This is a genomic window from Ketobacter sp. GenoA1, assembly GCF_003671475.1.
Taxonomy (GTDB): Bacteria; Pseudomonadota; Gammaproteobacteria; order Pseudomonadales; family Ketobacteraceae; genus Ketobacter.
This window is the reverse complement of record NZ_RCHM01000018.1, coordinates 1-21,270: the sequence shown is the minus strand read 5'-3', so window position 1 is coordinate 21,270 and position 21,270 is coordinate 1. Positions and strand designations below refer to the sequence as shown.

At 48.7% G+C, this 21,270-nt stretch carries 13 protein-coding genes; all 13 read right to left on the bottom strand.

What is annotated here, in order from left to right:
* Positions 1-41 precede the first annotated feature (41 nt).
* Entirely contained in the window at positions 42-1,052 is a 1,011-nt protein-coding gene (locus tag D9N13_RS06010) for a site-specific integrase (RefSeq protein WP_290587230.1), read from the bottom strand.
* A gap of 103 nt (positions 1,053-1,155) precedes the next feature.
* Positions 1,156-2,220 (bottom strand): DNA-binding protein, encoded by a 1,065-nt coding sequence (locus D9N13_RS06005; protein WP_290587227.1) that lies wholly within the window; start codon positions 2,218-2,220, stop codon positions 1,156-1,158.
* A gap of 129 nt (positions 2,221-2,349) precedes the next feature.
* Positions 2,350-5,361 carry a DEAD/DEAH box helicase gene (locus tag D9N13_RS06000; RefSeq protein ID WP_290587224.1) on the bottom strand — a complete coding sequence of 1,004 codons (3,012 nt, stop codon included), beginning with the start codon at positions 5,359-5,361 and terminating at the stop codon, positions 2,350-2,352.
* A 2-nt stretch (positions 5,362-5,363) separates the two neighbouring features.
* Positions 5,364-6,851, bottom strand: a complete 1,488-nt coding sequence (locus D9N13_RS05995) for an EH signature domain-containing protein (RefSeq protein WP_290587221.1) — start codon at positions 6,849-6,851, stop codon at positions 5,364-5,366.
* A gap of 2 nt (positions 6,852-6,853) precedes the next feature.
* Positions 6,854-7,645, bottom strand: coding sequence for a flagellar motor protein MotB (locus D9N13_RS05990; RefSeq protein WP_290587219.1), 792 nt, complete (start codon positions 7,643-7,645; stop codon positions 6,854-6,856).
* Complete coding sequence (gene zorA / locus D9N13_RS05985; protein WP_290587216.1) at positions 7,642-9,654, bottom strand: anti-phage ZorAB system protein ZorA; 2,013 nt, start codon at positions 9,652-9,654, stop codon at positions 7,642-7,644. Before zorA ends, D9N13_RS05990 begins: the two co-directional genes overlap by 4 nt.
* Before the next feature lie 182 nt (positions 9,655-9,836).
* A complete protein-coding gene (locus D9N13_RS05980) occupies positions 9,837-11,105 on the bottom strand; it encodes a DUF2130 domain-containing protein (RefSeq protein ID WP_290587213.1) in 1,269 nt (422 codons plus the stop codon).
* Positions 11,106-11,263: 158 nt separating this feature from the next.
* Positions 11,264-12,955, bottom strand: a complete 1,692-nt coding sequence (locus D9N13_RS05975; RefSeq protein WP_290587210.1) for a DUF262 domain-containing protein — start codon at positions 12,953-12,955, stop codon at positions 11,264-11,266.
* 33 nt (positions 12,956-12,988) lie between these two features.
* Positions 12,989-16,540 carry a DEAD/DEAH box helicase family protein gene (locus tag D9N13_RS05970; protein WP_290587207.1) on the bottom strand — a complete coding sequence of 1,184 codons (3,552 nt, stop codon included), beginning with the start codon at positions 16,538-16,540 and terminating at the stop codon, positions 12,989-12,991.
* A 12-nt stretch (positions 16,541-16,552) separates the two neighbouring features.
* Positions 16,553-17,752, bottom strand: a complete 1,200-nt coding sequence (locus D9N13_RS05965) for a restriction endonuclease subunit S (RefSeq protein WP_290587205.1) — start codon at positions 17,750-17,752, stop codon at positions 16,553-16,555.
* Positions 17,752-19,320: a class I SAM-dependent DNA methyltransferase gene (locus D9N13_RS05960; RefSeq protein ID WP_290587202.1), complete on the bottom strand. Its 1,569-nt coding sequence runs from the start codon at positions 19,318-19,320 to the stop codon at positions 17,752-17,754. Before D9N13_RS05960 ends, D9N13_RS05965 begins: the two co-directional genes overlap by 1 nt.
* Positions 19,321-19,440: 120 nt before the next feature.
* Entirely contained in the window at positions 19,441-20,931 is a 1,491-nt protein-coding gene (locus D9N13_RS05955; RefSeq protein WP_290587199.1) for a sigma-54 interaction domain-containing protein, read from the bottom strand.
* The gene (locus D9N13_RS05950) at positions 20,921-21,127 is read right to left on the bottom strand and encodes a helix-turn-helix domain-containing protein (protein ID WP_290587197.1); all 207 of its coding nucleotides are present in this window, start codon (positions 21,125-21,127) and stop codon (positions 20,921-20,923) included. The genes D9N13_RS05955 and D9N13_RS05950 overlap by 11 nt, the downstream gene beginning before the upstream one ends.
* Positions 21,128-21,270 lie beyond the last annotated feature (143 nt).

The window sequence follows — 21,270 nt, the reverse complement described above, 5'->3', positions numbered from 1 at the left end:
AGGTCGGCTCAGATAACGTATATGGAACAGCCAAACTGCTCTCAGTAATCTGGTGATAACAGTTCGGCCATTTTTTCCATCAATATGATTGTCGCATTGTCGGATAGCTGTTGTCCTTCCTCAATATATTCCCATACGGTGGCGTCATTTTTCCAGCCGCCTTGTTTCTTGATCAGCTCAAAATCAACCCTTTCCCGTGCTGCCGAGGTGGATAAGCCTCGTCGAAAACTGTGGCTACTCAAATCCGGAACAAAGTCGAACTGACACGTCTCGCCCAGTGCTTTAAGCAGATCATTAACGGCCCCCGGATTCAGGTGTTTTGCCTGAACCTGATCCCAACGATTTACCGGCCGGAAAAGCGGACCACTGACGATGTCTGCGCTTTCCAGCCAAATTTTGACAGCCTTGGCAGGACAACAACTGGAGGCCCCAAAGGGCAGCGCACGGGCCAGCCCTGTTGCTTGCTGGTCCGTTTTGGAGCGAGGTAACCGGATGATCAGACCCTCCGGCTCCCACACCAGATCGCTGACCTGAATGGCTACCAGTTCACTGCGGCGAAAGGCACCGAAAAAACCGGTTAACAGCATCGCCATATCCCGGTGCTTCTTTTTACTGTCCGGTAAGTGCCGCAGGTGATTCACCATCTGCGCAATGTGCTCCAGACGCAGTGCCTTGGCTTTGCGTTTGGGCTGGCCATGGGTGCGCCGAATGCCTTCCATTGTTTTGCGTACGAGCGGATCTTTCACTGGGTCAATAACTCCCTGATAGTGGTGCCACTGACCGATGGCCGTCAGATGGAGATCCAGGGTTCTAGAGTTAAGCGACTCGGCACGGGCTAACAGGTAGCGAACCACCGTATCCCGATCCGTCGGCAGACGGCCACCCCATTTTTCAAACTGCCGGATGGCCGATCGATAGGCCTTCCGCGTATTCTCGGAGGTGGCTGCCTGGAGGTAATGACGCAGCGTTTCGGACTCCTGGCGGACAATCTGACCCGACTCCTCGTTACGTAACGATAGGTTAGTGGCCAATTGGGGTGGTTTGTTGTTCATAAATCGGATTCCTATCGCAGTCGCCCAAAAGGCGGCTATGTACCAGTGTTACAGGGGTCCTGTGGAAGAACCGACAAATTTGACAAGTTTGGCTCTAACGCGATCATAGCGAGCCCTGTAGTTGCTTGAATTGCCCCTGGATCATCGCCTTTTCCTGAATTATTACCTTGTTCTCGTCAGTCAGAAATACAATCTTGTCCTGGCAGGCTTTTAGTTCAGCTTTGGCGGCCTCCAATGCCTGGGATAACACAGCCACTTGCTTCTCCACTTCTGCTTTCTGAGTGGTGATCACTGCCATGTTTTCCACCAACTGTTCATTTTTATGCTGGAAATCCCGGTACTTCGTTAACGAGTCTTCAAGATTTTTTTTCAACGCGTGGATATCTTCTACCTTTCCGTTTAGCTCCCTGTTTAGTGTTGTATTGACCTGTTCAAGTTTGCCGGCGTTGCTTTGTAGCTGTGCATTGGCATCAAATAACTCGGACGCTTTGGACTCGGCCTGGGTGAGCCGGTGTTGAAGATCCCGAACCTGGTCTTTTAATCCCTGGGTAACTGCACGAAACTGTTCGCGCTCCTGCTGACGGTCTTCCGCAGTGTGTTGCTGATAGTGTTCAAAGTGCTCTCGAATATCCTTGTTTTCCTGCTTGAGTTCAGCAACGCTTCCCTTCAGTTCAGTAGTCCTCGCAATCGCTTCGTCTCGTTGGGACTCGGCTTTAACCAGGCTGATACGCGCATCCTCCAGAGACTTTTCTGCCTCACCTTTTTCTTTGTTTTGCCGCTCAATCTGGTTCTCAAGGTCTTGTTGTCGGGCTGTTAGCTGTACGATGGTGTTTTTGGCCTCGGTCAACTCTTTGCGAAGCGCTTGATTGAAACCTTCAAATTCCTGACGGGCTTGCTCGATGCGATGGTCGGCCATTTGCTGTACCCGCTCATGCAGTGATTTCACCACTTCGATCAAGTCGTTCGGTAGCCCGCCGATATCGGCCGCCTCTCCGTTATCTGATCGCCAACGTTTGAGCAGTGGCGCGATGGTGCTTTTGCTGCCGGTGCCGAGGTGTTCACGCACCCGGTCTACAGTAGGTTCTTGACGCTGACTTTTGATGGCTTCAGTGTTCCTGAAAGCATAGTTTGGCCGCTTTGGCCACACTTTGGTTGCATAGGTAAGCATAGTTTGTCCGCAATTATTTCGTCTGACCACACATAAATTGACAGCACTGAACTCAACTAGAATCTTGAAAACTGGTCTTTCGAGAAAATTACGAAGCTCGGAACACCAATTCTAGAAGCTATAAGGCCTTTAAAAACACCCCGCCAAGTCATTTGCTTCGATGCTTTGGTTAGCAACTACCGCATCACTGAGATCAACCTTATTTGCAAGAAGTCGATTTAATTGCTGGTCGAAAGATCGAACACTTGGATGAAGCGCCATCGGAATATACACATTAACATCTCGCTCTTGCCCAATCCGGTACACCCTGTCAGTGGCCTGAGCTTCTTTGGCGGGATTCCAATGGCGCTCTAGATGAATAACGTTATTAGCGCCCACAACAGTTAATCCAACACCAGCAGCCACTGGAGACATAACTATTACTCCAAAGCCCTTCTCTGACTGAAAGCGGTCAATAATCGCCTTTCGAGTCATGGAATCCCGCTTAGTTGCAACGGCTTTAGTTTCACCATTTATGATCTCGACAGGGACCTTAAAGATTGTGGCAACTAACACACAAACATATGCCTGCACAGCCTTGGTCTCAGCAAAAACAAGCACCTTCTCCTGCCTACTTTGGATTTCTTTAAGGACAGCAACTAAGGACTGGATTTTTGCAGATGACTGGGCCTGCTTCAATAGTTCAGCAGGAACGCTGGGAATTGAGGACCGAGAGTCTATGTCATGATGAATGCTAGCGACCTTAAGCCGTCTTAAACTGGGGAGAATTACGCTTCTTTTATCTTCCGGCCCCTGGCCTTTTACATGGTCGATAATCTCATCGTAATAAATCAACTGCGATCCAGTCATCATGCCAGAAAGGATTGGAAGAAAATTATCTTCGGAAGCATCCTTATCTCCGGAATAAATACGCTTTTCTGGTAGCCCTTTAAGCTTCTCTGCTTTAGTTCTCCTTAACATGTAATCACCTACTCGAGAACGTAGCTGTCTACCAATATCCAATCTTACCTGATTTAGATTATCTGGTGCCGCTGACAAAATTGGCGAAATAAAATCTTGTCTAAATGATTGCCAAGCACCCAGCAAACCTGGAACGGCCGTATCTAGAAGACACCAAAAATCCTTGAGCGAGTTTTCAACAGGTGTCCCCGTCGCCAGAAGCTTGAAATCAGCTTTGAGGCCTTTAGCAGCTCTTGTTGCTAATGCATTAGGGTTTTTAAGGTTCTGGGCTTCATCAAACGCAACCACACTCCAATCGATCCGACTTAGAGAAAACTGGTAATCTCTGAGTGTTTGATAGGTGGTTAACACCAACCGATTAGGAATATCTAACCTTTCAGATCCATAAACACTACCAACTTTCAATGCATAACGAATCTGGTCCTGATCTTGAATCACATCCTGATCTGAAAATTCTTGTATGGTCTCTCTACCCGCACCCTTTATCCTATATTTTGGAAGATCGCCTCCAGCCTGAAGTACAACCATATCGATAAATGGTGATTTATTGAATGTGGCATCAACTTCAGCTTGCCAATTTTCAATCAAACTCAGAGGCGCAACAATTAACACGGGCTTCTGAGATATATTTCGTTGCTTACAACGTAAATACCACTCAGATATAGCCACGAGTGTCATATAGGTTTTTCCAAGCCCCATATCATCGGCAAGCAGGGCACCACTTGACTCGTTGGTTCTTAGAATTTGATCCAGGTGAGCCAACATCCAGGATATACCTTCCTCTTGGTGAGGATAAGGCATACGTTTAAGATTGTTCAGTTCAAAATTTTGAGCTGCCAAATCCAACCCCGTTACTCGTGCATCCCTGCTGAATTCTATGCTATCGTCGTTGCTATCAATCGCAACAACAGCTCTATCTGGAGTGGTATCAACATTGTTTTCTGCGAGTGAGGGCTCTTCGCCTTCAAAACAGTTAGTGCCGTCAATTAGTGCTGATTTGATAGAAGATAGAGACTCATCAACTTTATCCTCGTCAGAAATATCAAAAACACGATCATCTAATTCGATTAACTGAGCACCAGTCTTCTTCGCATCGCTAATTAAGATCTCAACTTCTTCTAGCTTCTCCTGACTGTCGATCAGACGCATCAAATGCGCCGGTGGCTCGACAAGGTTCGACGCTTTTGAGAACCAATCTACGCCAGACTTTTCAACATCTCCAAAATATCGATGACTAAATTTCTCTGCACCATGAACACGTAATGAAAAGCCAGTATCCAGATCAATCAATGCAGCGCTCAAATACGCAGTAGGTGACTGTAAAAAGGAAGATACTTGTTCTTTTGGGATTCTGTGATTAGTCAATATTTCTTTAGCGGCTTCAAGGCGCTTTTCATCAAGAAGAACGAACTTGTCTTTTACTCGCAATATACAATGCCCATCGTCCCCGGAAAGCTGACCTAATCTGGCCTTAATATCATCTACCCCAATTCCAGATCCAAAAGATGGAGTTAACAATATGTCCCCATTAGGTAAACCATCTATTGACACACCAACAGAGTCAGGACTAACAAGTTCCAAATTATCAAAGTGAGCTAAATTTATGGGCATCCCAGCGCGCTTTCCAACTTGCAACTGAAATACCAACCAGTTGTTTTCGTACTCCCCTCTAAGCTCTGGATTTAGTTCCTGATGGTAATTCAGCGCAGTTAATGCACGCCAATCAGCAGGAGTCAGCATGTACATTTCGTTCTCAGCAACCTTTATAAATGGTCCAAAAACAGAATATCGCTGAATTGTGCTACCATCCTTCATATTAAGTTCTATTGAGGCTTTGAAAGATGATCTTCCAGTATTGCCATCAAACTTACAAAGGTAACTACCTGAGTAATAATCTGGGAAGTCGAATAGTGACGTGAAATCTTCTCCTAAATCCACAACCTCAGCAGAAACAATTGTGAATCCATTTGCATTTCTTACTGCTTTGGATTGCTCGACCATGCCTTTCAAATAGGCAAGTTGCATCCCAAAATATGGATTATTGATAGCGAAACCTTCAGGATCAGAAAGCACCTTACGATCCATGATAAAATCAACACCTTCTCTAGGATCAACCCGCCAAGTAATCAATGCTTCTTGCTTGGCTGATTTTAAACCGTTTATAAAATCCCTGATTCCCATTATTAATAAGCCCCAAACTTAGATTTGTACTCTCGATATTGGCTAGGAGGAATGAGCCTTCCAATATCAAGTTTCAATCTGAAGTTACTTAAGTGATCAATGACTTTGTGTTGCCAAGTTAATTCAGGATAGTGCGTTGTCTCGAGCAACCCACCATCTCGCTGGAATTCCCTTATATAGGACTCGCCGAGCCCAGCTCCTAGATCTCGAGAATGGAAAACGCTTACCGCATAATCATCAAGATTCGATCTTTTTGGAAGCTTGTTCATGATCCGGATTGAAAAGCTGTGAGTTCCTTCTACAAGGTGAAGTCCGTTCTCAAGCCTAAGGTATATAACGGATGCCTGACCACCCTTAACCAAAGCAAATGAAGGAAGCTCATCTTCTTTGTAATTCTGAACAAGATACGTTGCTGCGGATCTAGTCAGGAAGAGCCTTGATTCTAAAACCACGCGCTGATCAAGAAGCCCTTCCAAAAAGATCTTTCGCGGCCCAAACATTCGCTCCATGTCAGTGTTTCTATCATCCTTAGCACTTTGTTCAAGTACCCTCAAGAATAGCGAAAGATCAAAGCGGCTTAGCCATCCGCGCATCAGCGATATCCGCTTCTCACCTAGGAGAGTCCACCACTGTTGATAATTCGAACTTGATTTTGGTACTCGAGGATCACCAGCTATAGAAAGTATCACGCCTTGCCATGCTTGACTTATTAGTTGTCCTTCAGATCGATCAATCAAAACTTCTAGCAGGGCATGCCCCAGCAATCTATCACCACTGAATGGCGAATTAATAACATCCCTTTTTACGATTTCAAAGAGGACTTGATGCTCTGAACCAACAGGGATAGTGCGTAAGGTTTCCAAGTAGTATTGGTAACGACAGAGGGTTAAGAATCGGCTGTTACTAAATCCCGTAAGCCCCATCAATTTTAAAGCGCTGTCGAAATCCAGACTTTCGCTTTTAGCAAAAGCGACCACATCTTCCGGCCCAGCAGGAGAGAAAAGTACAGACGAGTAGTTTGCATACGAAGATAGATCACTAGTACCGGAATTTAAACCTAAAAAGCTTAACTGTTCTTGTATAAAACTCTTCCAATACTTCAGAACGCCCACTTCTGCTATGGTGTCATATTTGACAAAATACGCTCGAATAAGCTGCATCAGAGCCAATTTACTCATTGTCGCACAGGGAGTTACTAGTGCATCCAATAACTGTCGCGTCACCGAGACACTGTTCACAAACTTTTCCGAGGTGGACAGAAGAAAGGTAAAAGCCCTCACATCAACCCGATTTGTAATGCGATCAGGCAGCGAATCCACATCGCCATGCATTGCAACAACAAGTAATTTCCTGCATGCATCCTTGAATCTGTCAGACCCCCTACCTGCATTACGACCAATGGATTGCACTTCTTTTTCTGCCTCCCTAACAAGACGGAAATCTGCTTCCTGCCACTCAGGTAGTTTTATTGTCAAATCAGGCAGCTTCATATCTAATCCAAAGCCTGCTTTATCGCCTGGTAGTCCTCAAGGGCTGGGCGCCTTACCGTAAACCGGATATCAATACGACGATTCTTTCTTAGTGATTCTTCTTCATCCAGAATCCCTGTGGGGCAAAGTTCACGATCATTTATGTCAGAACCCGCGTTTGAACATGGTACTGGACGCGTCTCTGCGTAGCCACTTACAGAAAAGAGCTTCTTGCCTAAGTGATTATTCAACATATCAAGACGAAACCCTTCATCCATCGTTTGATTCCAATAATTCCAAACAGAAATTGCCCGAAAAGTTGACAATCCCCAGTTTCCTTTTATCGATCGATTACGATACGGTACTCTATCTGTATGCCCTTCAACAAAGATTGTATCTAGATACTTCCAACGCTCGTCTTTTGTGATGCTTGCGAATAGAACTTTTCCTATATCAAGAGCAATTCGTTGCGACTTTTCGTCGCCAGGAATATCAAACCGACCCTGTGCGAAGGTCAAAACATCCTCTGGTATTCTCAACACCGTATCATTATCACTAATTTTTACTGGGATATTCATAGCATTCAATTCCTGTTCTATTTCGCGGAGCAGATCCTTTCTCACTTGCTCCGCCTTTGCGATTTCCTTGATGGCTTCATCCCACTGCTCGCTCTTTTGTGTCAGTTCCAAAATTAAGGCAACAGCTGCCAGAACAAATATCACTAGCAAACCAGCCATAATATCTGAGAAGGAAATCCAATAAGGGTTTTCCTCATCAACTTGGTGATTCTGATAGCGGCCTTTCAATGTGTTCATACGTTGCCACCCGCACCACTTGTTGAAACTTTGCCGTCAATCTCATCCACGACACTACTTAGTGTTCGAACGGCATCAGTCATGGAAGATATATAGCTATTTGTCTGTTCATTCCATGTATTTAGTCGGGCAACAGTTTGAGACTGAACTGTTTCGGCATAGTCTGACAACAGTTTAGAGACCTGCTGCTGTACCTCAGCCAAATGCTCACGGAGTGATTCTGCCAAAGAATTAAAGTGCCTATCTACTGAAGTCAATCCACTTTCTGCTTTCGAGGCTGCTTCGTTAAATGTATTTGAAGCCCTTGTTACTTCCTCACCTGCCCCCCGTAAATCTCCCACTAGTTCTTTAAACCTAGTGGAAAGTTCTGAGTTAACCTGAGTAACCGAATCTGCTTTGTCCAGCGCCGCAGTCAACTGCTGCCCAAAACTATCTATTGCAGATTTGAGATTTGCCGACAATATGCCAAGTTGGTTTGATCCAGCTTTCAATTCAGTCGAGGCAGCCTGCATAGCAGAAGTGGCGTTTTGATGGCTTATCGAAAGTTGTTCGAATCGGTCAACAACAGTGCGCAGACCAGATAGGAGTTCAACGCTTTGTTCCTTTTGATCAGAAAGTACACTTTCAATACTCTCTGTGACACGCTCCTGCGTCGCCTGGAAGCCCTTGATCTGATCATGTAGAATTTTTTGGCGTGCAATTTCTCGACCTTGTTGCTCTTCTATTTGCCCTGATAATTCACTTTGAACCGCTTTGAGCATCTCGGCATTCTGTTCGGCCAGCCCAGATAGCTGCCCTCTCAAGTTAGCCGAGAACTCCCCCATATTGATAGCAAATTGCTCTTGGCGTTGCTTTTCATGTTGAGATTGCGATTCGAACTGCTGCTTGACCATATCATTCACTTGGGTAAGCACATTGGCGTTCTTCGTCACCATGCTGTTCAGTTGCTCCTCAAGCCTGCTAGAGAACTGATTTAACCCATCAGTCATGCCGCCTGATGCTACCGTAATTTCCTTTGCTGCCTGCTCCATCATGGCTTTTTGGGAATCTCCTGCCGACCCAACCCCCTGTAAAAATCGGTCTAATAGAGACTCCAAGGCCTTTTCTGATCCAGAGTGCGCGTTATCGACTAATCGTTCGATTGCAGGCCCAAGAATGGTGTTAAGGCTTTGGGCGACACTTTCACTGATTATTCCAGACGCTTCGCGCATAGCCTCCTGCATTTTATGCCCGATTTTCTCGTCAAGTTCAGCCAAACGATCATTACTCTGACGAGTAAAATCCTCAATATTTGACAGGCTTTGCTCCGCAGTTATTCTTGGATAAAGATAATCAACTTCATTCTGGAAGGCGCTAATGGAACCACGGATACTTCTTTCCAGCAGCTTTTCAAAGAAGTTAAATAGTACGCTTGTTAACACTCCCCAGACCGACGTCATGAAAGCAATGGAGGCTCCACCAATCATGCCAAAGATTCCATGAGTCAGGTCATCCACCTTGGCATTTGTCGGATCTAGATCGCCAAGTGGCCCCAACCCAAGCTGTAAGCCTGCAAATGTACCGATAACACCAATAGCTGTTAAGAATCCAGGTACAGCAGCCAATAGACGGTTTTCGGTAAGACCCCGAGCGATAGTATGTGTATTGAAAAAGTGCGCTGCATCAAGCGTATTACACAAGCGTTGCTTTTGTGGAATATGAACCAACGATTCATCAAATTCACGCCATAAACGGCCATAATCCTTATTGGCTAGCGCAGCATTCACCAACTCTCGCCGACGATCCAACAACTGTTCAACGGTAAGGTCTTTCAACAACTTCTTGTAGAAACGCAAATGGGAGTTGGCTAGAAAGTAATTAAATATAGAAAGCACCGAAAAAAGCAGAGCCAAACCGAAAAGGGCTGCTACAAAATAAGCACTCAAGCCCTCTGGCGACGTGAAATCACTAACAGCTATCCGGGAAAACTCCGGCCATAAATTTGTTAAACTGTAATCTGTTTCGACCATGATGTTCCCCACATTTAAAACTGAATAATCAAAATTCTTTTATGTTCAAACGGCACACCAACAATTGAATAAGTGTTTTGGCCGCAACGATATATCCGAGATAAATTTTAATAAAGGGCTCCAAAATGAGCCCTACATACACCAAAAACAGCTGTATGAGATTAAATCTAAAACATCCAGAGTCACTCAACATCCAAAACCGCTATCGATTCCAAATACGGCAACGAACTAGCCGAGATCCCCTGCAATTCACCGCACACACTCACCACCTGTGTTGCGATTCGCCCGATCTGGCCTTCACGCTTTTTCCAAAGCCGAGCCATGGCCGCCTTTTCCTTTTCCAGGTCGCTGCGCATTTCTTCATAGCCTTCAACGATGGCTCGCACTCTCTGGGCAAACTGGTTACTGCAAATGTAGTCAAACAGTGTTTCCATTTGCTCACCTTTCGCAATCGTGATGGCTTTTTGCCGCTGCGACTCGATTAGTACGGCTCGCAATGCCTCTGCCATACCCTTAACCAAATCAGGCCTTACGATCCACACGTCTTCATAGATACACATCGGATCGCTAACACCTGATGGGAAGGCAGTCGTTACCAAAACGGCGACATCGCCACCGGCAATCTGCATGTCTTCCTTCAGCTTTCCGATCCAGCCTGAAGACCAATTTTCTGCACGTTTCGTCTCCCATACGATTTTTCCACAATGGGTGCCAGAGCGCAGCTTCACAGTTTGAATCACATCAGCACCACGGGTACCTTTCTTTACTGGCTCAACATCATCCAATGGGTAGGATTGAGACAGCAGATTTTCAATTTCCATCTCCAGCACTTCACCCTGAAGCTGCTGTGAGCCTTGTTCCAGCTTTCGGGTCAGCTCTTCATTGGTTTTCTGAGCATCCGAAATCTTCTTCCGCAGTTCAGCTTCTTTCAACGCGAAGGTTTCAGCCAGCTTGGCTTCCTGCTGCGCACGCTCGGCATCAACACGGCGGGCAATCTCCAGGTCCACCTCAGCCTGCTTCTCCTGAAGTGCTGTTGTCTGCTTGCGGAGCGCCAATTCTACCTTGCGGAACTCTGCGATCTTGGCATCTTTTTCTTCCAGCGTCTCACGCAGGGCTGAGGCTTCGGCCAGCATCTCTGAGCGTGTACTCTCAATCGCAGCGTTACGCGCTGCCTCCAAGGCATTCTGGCTTTTCTGAGTGGCCGCCAGGCTCTCTTGCAGCTGCTCCTTTAAATCTGCCAGCTGACCTTCATAGTGTCGCTTCTGCTGCCGTTCGATCTCTTTAATCAAGCGCTGCTCAAGGGCTGTCTTTTCAGAACTGAGCATCGCTTCATGATCCGCTTGATAGCGATCGATCAGCTGTTGAGTAAGGCCATCACGCAAAGCGAAGGTTTCTTCGCAGTGAGGGCAGGTCACTTCATCGTTAGGGTTTAAGATAATTTTGTTTAACATGGCGTTTCTCCGATAGATGTATTCTCCACACCTATATCAACTACCGTGCCAAATCATAACCAACTGTTTTTAAATGAAATAATAAACACCCAATCCAAACCACCACGCAAAACAATAAATATTATTATGCGATCACAAATAGATTTATCCTGCCTCTGTCACTCAGAGTTCAAAAAGCTGTTTAAACGCTCAGTGATCATTCGGCGTCGTTCCGCCAGGAAGTCCAGGTACTGGTCCTTCTCCAGCAAATTCTTGACTGTGGGTACACACTGGGCGTCGAACATCTGTGTTCCATGCGCTTCGATCAACGGCAACATATAGTCGGTCGGTGCCTTATCGCTGATCTTGCGATTAGTCTTGCCACCGATGAATGCAAGATTCGCGATGTCATTCACCTGCTTCGCCTCATAGGCACCTTTTAAATAGCCCTGAGGGAAAATGTGGTGGAACTGAAGCTTATGCTGCGCTCCGCTGTGCTGTAGATCGATGGCTAAACGGGAATTCCAATCTTTGGCTCCGTCTTGCCGGAAGGCCAAAAACATCGTTTTGAAGTAACCACTGCGTTGGGAACGGCCCACCAGATCATCCGGCTCGATATCTACCCGACCAAACTGCTGCTTCAGGTTATCAATCAGGCCGCTGACACCCTGGCCTCGTCGCAGGGCACCCAAGTCCTGGTCCAACATGCTTTCTGAGGAGCCACGGCTGTAACGCCCCTTGGCATTTGCTGACAGGAACCAGCGACGCAGCTCCTTCTCGGTTTCTGCCCCCATTTCGTAATCACATTGCTCGCCAAACACGGCCAGAAGGATCATAAAGTAAGGTGAAGAAAGCAGTACCGACGAATCTACGCCGATATTACTTTTCAAAAAGTTGATAGCGTATTCCAAGCCAGGTTTGGCTCGATCCCATCCATCTTGCAATCGATCCAGGCTCAAGGTGTTCACTGTAAGAAACCGGCTTTGACCGGTAGCAAAGCACACCAACGCCCGCACAAAGGTACCCAGCTCCGCATCAAAGCCTCGATCAGTACATTCCTTCTGAAATTTCTCAAAGATCTTCAGAGAATCACGCCATTTGGCCGTGATCTGCGCCAGAGCCAGGTCGGAGCCCCGCAGTTTAGCCCCCAGGGAGTTCACCCGAACAAAGATCTCGGTGACCTCCTCGTAGGACAGGCTGCGCTCCAGTATGTCCAGGCGATACTCGTAATCGGCAATGCTCTTAAGCTGGCGCAGTCTGGACTGATACTTTTCAAGGCGCGGATCATCAAATCCAGTGACACCGGCTTGCTTCAAAATGTCAGTTTCTGAGCTGCTCTGGAACACCTCGGTCACGGACACCCAATGTGGCAAGCTGGCAATCTTTTTACTGCCCACCACAAATGTCATTTTATCCAGGCGCTTTTGAATCTCATCATCTCCGGCGTCCGCCTCATCGTGCATGAGATCCTCATCGCCATCGTCCTCATTTACCTCCGTTACCAGCATCAGGGTATCGGGGTGTTCCAAATTAAACAGAATATCGATGGGACGCTTGCGGCCGCGTACGGAAACAGGTTCACCGCGAATAACGGAAGACAGGCTGGTTAGCCGCTGCTGACCATCCAGCAATAGTTTGTTGGTAGCATAGGGGCTGGCATTCTGGGCCACCGAGAAATCCCGCTCGGGCACCGCCATATCGGTTTCCCATAGCAGAATGGCCCCACTGGGGTAACCGCGATATAAGCTATCCAACAAGTCCCTGACACGGGATGCACGCCAGACGTATCGGCGCTGCATCTCTGGCAAGCGGATCTCGCCCCGTTCAATCATTCCCACCAGTTCGCTGACTTTTGCTTGCGACTTTGCCATCCGCTGTCACCTTTTGTAATTATTAAAAAGCCACTACGATGCAATATCTCCTACATTCGCATTGGCTCTGATTTTTCGGATTCGCCCAAACAGTTCCACCACCTTATCTTCATCAAATAACCCATAGGCACTTTCATCGTGCATATCGGTGAAGGGCGGTTCGAATATCTGCTGAACTTCCAGTATTCCATTGCTCATCAGGAAGTTGATGATCTGATTCACGAAATGAATTTGCTTGGTGTTATAAACACCCTCATCCAGAAAATCACTGAACGCTTCCTTGGCTGCATTCATATCCAGGCCCACCAGTTCACGAATGAAGGTACCCAAGGGCTTTTGATCCAGCACCTTCTCCCGATAGGTATCTTTATCCGCCACGCCACTGGCTGCCACCAATAGATCTTCGAGGATATCCAGATCGCTCTGGGTGATGGGCTTATTGCGCTTCAGCTTTTGAATGGTGAGGTGATCCTGGTGCTCTTTGATGTAGAGCTCTGTCTTCTTTCGATACTGCGTTAAATCTAGCGGAGCAATATCGTAGGTCGCGGTAACATCTCTAACACCCAAAACACTGTCAGTAAAATCTGTATAGACGACCTCTTTTTCCTCTCTATCCAGAGCAAACATAAGGTTCCGCAGCTTGCGGCGAATCTCTTCCAGCGTGGTCAGCTGGATGTTCTGCCAAAACTCGATGGTTTGGATGTCCTGTATCAGCTCCAGATGCTGCTTCACTGCGGGAATCGTGGTTTTACCTTCCAGTTGTTGGGCAAACTCCATCACCTTAATGCGCAACCCTTCGGGCACCATACCCCGTTCCAGCAACGCCAGCTGCATGGACAGGATCTGGTTATCAAACCGATTGGACAGGTTGTTGCTTTGTTCATCCACATTGAACGGCTCGGCCTCGGTGGGCAAATTGGAAATATGGGTTTCCAACTCGGTATGCCGGGCGTCGTCGATGGCATCCCAGGCTTCCCGCTTCAGATAGCGTTCCACATGCTGGCGGTTGGGGCGGACGATAAAGTTATCCAGGTTCATGCCTTGAACCTGATGATGCAACAGATCCAGCGTATAACTGCGCAAGCCCTTTAACGCCTCCACTGCTGTACGTTCTTCATCGGTTTCCGGTGGCTTGTCGGCCAAGTGGGCAATGGAGATGCTCAGCTGTACTCGTTTCTCGAACACCTGCTGGCTGACCGGTTTAGCCAGCCCGGACACGGTGCCATCCGGGTTGGCGTTAAAGAATTCGAAGTTTTGGCAATAATCGAACACCTTGAACGTGGTTTTGTCATCACCGGGGCCGAACAGGTTTTCACACAGGCGGGTGCCCCGGCCAATCATTTGGGTGAACTTCACCTTAGATTGAATCACCTTCAGGAACACCAGGTTCACCACTTCGGGCACGTCGATCCCGGTATCCAGCATATCCACCGAGATGGCGATGCGCAGCTTGGGATTCTTGGGATCAAAACCCTGGCCTTCCACCGAGAACTCATCAATCAGGCTTTGGGCATAGGGGTTTTTATAGGTGATCACCTGACAGAGCTTGCCCTTCCATTTGGGGTAGTTCTTGTCGAACATCTTTTGCAGGAACTCGGCATGATCGTTGTTGGCGGCAAAGATGATGGTTTTACCGATCACATCGCCCCCTTCAACATGAATACCGCCGTATTCATCTTTGCTTAATAGCTGACTGAACATGAGCTCTGCGGTGTGCTCATTAAAGAGGAAGTTGTTTACCTCGGTGGGCAATACCTCCGTTAGCTCCGCCAACTCCGGCTTACTTTCCCACTCGGCTTTTTCATCATCGCTAAGATCGTCGTATTTGATCCCCTGACGGACAAACTGGGTGGCCACCGAAATCTTCGTGGGGGGCACCAGATAACCTTCGGCGTAAGCGCTGGCATCCTCGTAGGCGTAGGTGGGCATGCCATCCTGCAAATCGAAAATGCCATAGGTGTTTTTATCCACCTCATCCTTGGGTGTGGCGGTGAGCCCCACCAGATAGCCATCAAAGTAATCAAAGATCTGGCGATATTTTGCGTACACGGATCGGTGGGCCTCATCCACCACCACCAGATCAAAGTGCCCCACCCCAAACGGGCGGGTGTCCGCCGGGCGATCCAGCAGGTTCTTCATGGTGGGATAAGTGGAGAAATACAGGCGGCTGTCCACACTGCCTTTTTTCAGGTTGGAATCCAGCAGGGTGCAGCTGATACGGGGCAACAGATTGACAAAGTTCTTTTTCGCCTGGGTCAGCAGCGCATTACGATCCGCCAGGAACAGGATGTTCTTAACCCAGTTATGCTGGGTGAGCAAATCCACCAGGCTGATAATGGTGCGGGTTTTACCGGTGCCGGTGGCCATCACCAACAGCGCCTTGCGGCTGTTTTCCACCTCAAAGTGTTCCAGGATCGCGGTGATGGCTGCTTTTTGATAGTGGCGGTTGGTGATCTTGTCGTCGATGAGCGCCGCGACACCATCACGATTACCCTGCTGCGGATCAAAAAAGTGCTTGCGCTCATCCCGGCGCTTGATCATCAGCGCCAGCTCATCCTTGGTGTAGAAACCCTGCACGGTACGAGGAGGATGGTTGTGGTCATCCCAGAGCCGGGTTTCGTAGCCATTGGAATAGAAAATAATGGGGCGCACTCCGCATTGCTTTTCCAGGCAGTCGGCATAGAGCTTGGCTTGAGTTTGGCCCCGCTCCGGACTTAAGGTGGTGCGCTTGGCTTCCACCACCGCCAGCGCGGTGCCGTCATCCCCCCACAGTACGTAATCCACTTTGCCGTTGCCTGCCGGATTCTGTGGGGATATCGGCATACCGGATACGGGGTATTCCCGATCCTTCTCCTGGTCCAATGCCCAACCGGCTTCCCGCAGTAACGGATCAATCAGCCAATGGCGGGTTTCCTCTTCGTTGTAATCGTGGGGATCTTCTGCACTGGCGGCAGCTTCTACTGCCTGGGCTACGGCCTGTTTAAGTTTTTCGTTCTCCAAGCGTAGCTCTGCGCTTTCTTTCAGGCGTTTGGCTTCCACCTCTCTGGCGGCCTGATCCTGTTCCTGGACCCGCTGTTTCAGTTCTTTGATCTGGTTGGCGGTGGACATGGCCAACTGGGCATCAATGGCCACGGTACGCGGTACCAACGCCTCATCAAACACAAAGGGGCCGAAGGTGGCACGATCCAAACCGGGGGTATAGGTGCGGGCAAACCAGTACAGAACGTGGTGCAGCTCTTTCACCGCTTGCAGGGCATCCCGTTGGGTAGGTGCGGTGGCATGGACCGCCTGATTGCCCAGTTGGATGATGCCTTTCAGTTTGGGGAACAGGCTGTATTTCAGGTTTTGCTTAAAGCCCGGATCATGGATCATGGTCATCAGGCTGGCATCGTGCCGGGGGCGGATCAGGCGCTCATCAATATCAAAGACTTTTTCGACAAACAGCTCCACACAGTTACGAGCGTAAAAACAACTGACCCGCGCATCACTGTAGATATTGGCTTCGGCTTTTTTGGCACGTTCCTGAATGTCGGCGCATTCTTGCCAGATGGCTAAAAAGCCGAAGTTGGATGCTGTGTTTGCCATATATGAGTCCTTTTAGGCGGCCCTATCTTTGATGGTTAGCTCGCCACTAAAAGCTTTTCGCGACAGACTATTAAATTGCTGGTCCATTTCTGTAGATAGATTCTTTAACCTGATTAACTCACTATCTATTTTTTCAACGAAGTTTGCATATTTTGTTTGGACATCGATTGGCGGGTATGGAAACTCCAGCTCATCAAGAATCCCAGTATTCATATGGGAGAAAGCTCCATCGGCACCAACTTTCAGCCTCTTTAAGCGAGTCTTACAGTAAAGCATTAGCGATACAAAAAACTGGGGCAATAATCTTTCTCCGAACCTGACTCTTATTAGATTTGTACTAATGAGTGATTCTGGGTACTTAGATAGTACAACTCCCATTTTCCCAACGGTGCCCGCACGTGAGATGATCACATCACCGGGCAATACACTATAGCTTTCGAGTTCATCGTATTTGTCGTGAGGCACCCACAGAGTTGGCTGATCAATAAACTTCCCGGAAAGGGTAATGTTGTCCATGTTCCAAACTGGCACTCCGGACACCGAGAAATCCTCTTTCTTCAATGCAGAGCCAAAAGGCCCACATTTTGTCCCAGTTTTTTCATCGAAATAGAATTCAGAGAGCTTCCTGCGTTCCCACCCCTTTGGATTACTCACCGGATCACCAAACATATCCATAAACACCGACTGAGCGAGGTTGTTCAGCTCTTGCTCCATTTGCTGGCAGTCTTTGCGGAGCTGGTCGGCCTTTTCCAGAATGGCGGCGATTTGTTTTTGGGTTTCTAGTGGGGGAAGTGGGATTTTTAGCGATGAAAATCGGGATTTATTAACTATTGCCACTGTAGTTTTAGGTGCCATTGACTCAAGCTGTGGCTTCAATGTCCTACAGAAAAAATAGACATACAGTGGATCAGCTAACCCCTCATTTACGATCAGGCTATTAATCTGTTGGTTTGTTACTAATTTACTAGCAGCAATGCCAACCTTACCAAGCGACCCAATACAGCAAACCATCACTGATTTTTCTGGAATCACGCGAGACAGGGACGCGCCCTGGTTGGATAAATATTCTGTCCCTTCAGTCACGTAAATCCCTTTATCCAACTCCGATGGTGTTATGAAAGGAACATCACTCCCAAAGTTATCCGCATCAGCTCTAGATGGAGTTGAACCAGTTACGATTTCTGCAATATCGCTTAAAGAGACTATTCTCATCAAAGGAGCGCCTCCAATTCCTTCACCCCATCTGCCATCTTCTTCTGCAATGCTTTAATCCGCTGTAAAATCACCTTTGGCTCGTCGTACTCCACCTCCTCATACACCACTTCCTTGTATCGATTAAGGCTAAGGTCATAATCATTGGCCTCGATCTCCTTCAGCGGCACCATAAAACTCTGCTGAGTGCGCTTGCGGCGGGCTTCGGTGGGTTTTCCATCTTCAATGGACGCATAGCGAGCCAGAATGTCCGCAATATTGCTTTGCTCGTGAGTAGGCTCTTCACCGTCTTTAAACAATTGGCTGCGCTTGTCATCCAATGAATAGCCGTCGGCCTTCATGTCATAGAACCAGACTTTGTCGGTTCCACCGGAGTTGGTTTTGGTGAAGATCAAAATAGCGGTGCTGACTCCAGCATAGGGTTTGAATACACCGGAAGGCAAAGAGATCACGGCTTGCAGCTTCTGTTCTTTCACCAGTTTTTGGCGAATGCTTTTGTGGCTTTTGGTGGAGCCGAACAGTACGCCATCGGGCACGATCACTGCTGCCCGGCCACCGGTTTTGAGCATGCGCAGAATCAGGGCCAAAAACAGCAGCTCGGATTTTTCAGTGGGGCCTTTTGTTTTCTTCTTGCCGTCTTCGGTTTCTTCCTCTTTAACTTTGGCTTTTTTGGCGGCCGGGTTTTTACCCAGGGCACGCAGCAGATCTGGGGCGATAATGTCAAAATCCACATTGCCCTTAAAGGGCGGGTTGGCCAGCATCAGGCTGTAGGCTTCGCTGATGTTGCCCGCACCGTGATCCTGCAAGCTGTCGCGGTAGTTGACGACGGGGTTTTCAATGCCGTGCAGCAGCATGTTCATGGCGCCAATGCGCAGCATGTGGCGGTCGAAGTCGTAGGCGGTGAACATGTGGTTGTTGAAGTGCTTGCGGTTGGCAGGCTTGGTCAGCTCGGCCTGGTATTGCGCCTGTATGTATTCCACCGAGCTCATTAAAAAGCCGCAGGTTCCGGCGGCCGGATCACAGATGGTGTCGTTGATCTGGGGCTTCATCAGTTGCACCATCATTTTGATGATGTGGCGCGGGGTGCGGAATTGGCCGTTTACACCGGCGGAGGACAGTTTGCTGAGCAGGTACTCGTAGAGGTCGCCCTTGGTGTCTTTGTCGTTCATGTCGATGTTATCGAGCATTTGTACGACCTGATCCAGCAGCTTGGGGGATGGGATCATGAAGATGGCGTCTTTCATGTGGTCGGCAAAGCTGCCCTGACTTTGCAGGGTTTTGATCTTGGGAAAGACTTTGTTCTGCACGATGTCGAACATGTCGTTCGGGTCTTTATCTTTGAAGTTGTTCCAGCGCAGTTCGTTTTCTTTCTTGTTGAAGATGGGGTTTTCCAGGGGCTGGCCAGTGGCCTGGGCTTTGCGCTCGGCGGTGCGCTGAATTTCGTCCAGGCGGCGGATGAACAGCAGGTAGGAGATTTGTTCGATTACCGAGATGGGGTTGGAGACGCCACCGGTCCAGAACATGGTCCATACCTGGTCGATTTGGTTTTTGATTTTGCCCGTTAACATGTGTGGGTAAACTCTTAGTGTTGATGCAAATTTAAGTACTGTCTCGATCATGGCCATCTCCTTGGATAAATTTTCTTATGTTGCATCCAGGGATAGCGATTAGCGTGCCAATGCTTCGTTTTAGGTCTGTGTTATGTTCAGCTTCTTCATTTTATGATCGAGGGTTTGGTAATTGTTCATACCCAAAAGCTCCGCTGCTTTGGACTTTTTACCTTGGGCAGCGTCCAGGGCCAGGGGTATATAGTGACGCATCACGTCATCACATAATTCATTTATATCAATGCCTTGTGTTACATCCCGATTCAGCAGGCCGGTGTTTTTCTCGGGCATTTGGAACAGGGCTTGGCGGATGTCCTCGGCGGTCAGGGTATCCCCCTGACTCCACAGCGCGGCGCGGAGCAAAGCCGATTGCAGCTCACGCACGTTACCCCGCCACGGGTGCTTGAGTATAACTTTTTTTGCCTCAACAGAAATATTCTTACCTTTGAGGCTGGCATCCTGCTCACCTAATGATCTTAGCAGAGATTCCGCCAAAAGGGACAGATCCCCCTCGCGTTCCCGCAGCGGTGGCAGGTGCAATACACCCACGGCAACACGGTAGAACAGGTCTTCCCGAAAGTCGCCATTGGCCACGGCTTCCATCAGGTTGCGATGGGTGGCGGTGATCAGGCGGATATCCACTTTGATCTCTTTGCTCCCGCCCACCGGGACAAAGGTGCCTTCTTGCAGTACCCGCAGCAGCCGCACCTGCACGGCGGGCTCCAGTTCACCGAATTCATCCAGGAATAAGGTGCCACCATTGGCCTGGGCAAATACCCCCGGCTTATCGGCTACCGCTCCGGTAAAGGCGCCTTTCTTGTGGCCAAACAATACGGAATCCACCAACTCCGGAGGAATGGCACCGCAGTTGAGGGGGATGAACGGTGCATTGGCCCGGTTGCTGGCATTGTGAATGGCGCGGGCAAACAGTTCCTTGCCGGTACCGGTTTCACCATAGATCAGCACCGGCACATTGCGCTGGGCTAGGATCTGGGCCTGGGCCTTGAGGGTTTGCATGCGCGGGTTGCGGGTGATGATGCTGTCAAAGGCGGCATTCACCGGGGCATCCAGCGCTGCCAGCTGGGAGAGTTGGGCACTGTTGAGGCCACCGGCAGCGGGGATGTATTCCGCCGCCACTTCAAAGGGGATATCCACCTGCTGTACCCCCGCTTCGCGGGAGGACTGATAATAGGTGCACGGGAAACGGGTTTTACCCAGCAATATCCAAACGGCTTGCATGGCGGGTGTGCCGGGGCTGAGCAGGATGGCGATGTTGTGGTGATCGCCTTGCAGGCGGCTTAAGTGCTGATTCGCCTGCTGATAGATTTCGCCGAAGTTCACCGGTGAGGTGAGCGGTGCCGGGTGGGCGTGAATGGGGGTATCCACTTGCTGGGTAAGCCAGTCGAGGTAGGGCTTAACCTTCTCTTCCGGGTAGTTGTAGAGCAGTTCCACGGATTGGAACAATTCGGCTTTGAGGGTGGCACAGATGGGGCCTTGTTCTTTGCCGGTGACGGCATCGAGATCGTTGCCGCCGATCCAGCAGATGAGGGCGGCTTGGCTCTTATTGCCCATCAGTCAGCTCCAGCAGGTCGGATACTTCGCATTGGAACAGATTGCATAGGCGCTCCAGGGCATCAATGTCTATTTTCTGGGCGGTCTCTTTGTACATCAGGGTGACGGTATTGCGGCGCAAGCCGGTTTCCCGCATGACGTCAGAGATCTTCATTTTGTGCTCCCCCATCAGGCGAGCGAGGTGGCAGCGGATCATGGCTGGCTTCCTCTTGGGGGTTCTAGGGATTTTCCGTCCAAAAACGACAAAGTGCTCTGGAAGCCCCGCCATCTATGGCCTCCAGAGGGGTATTACTTTTTCCATATCCCTATTTTGGCTCTGATTGGGTAAGATTTGGCCTT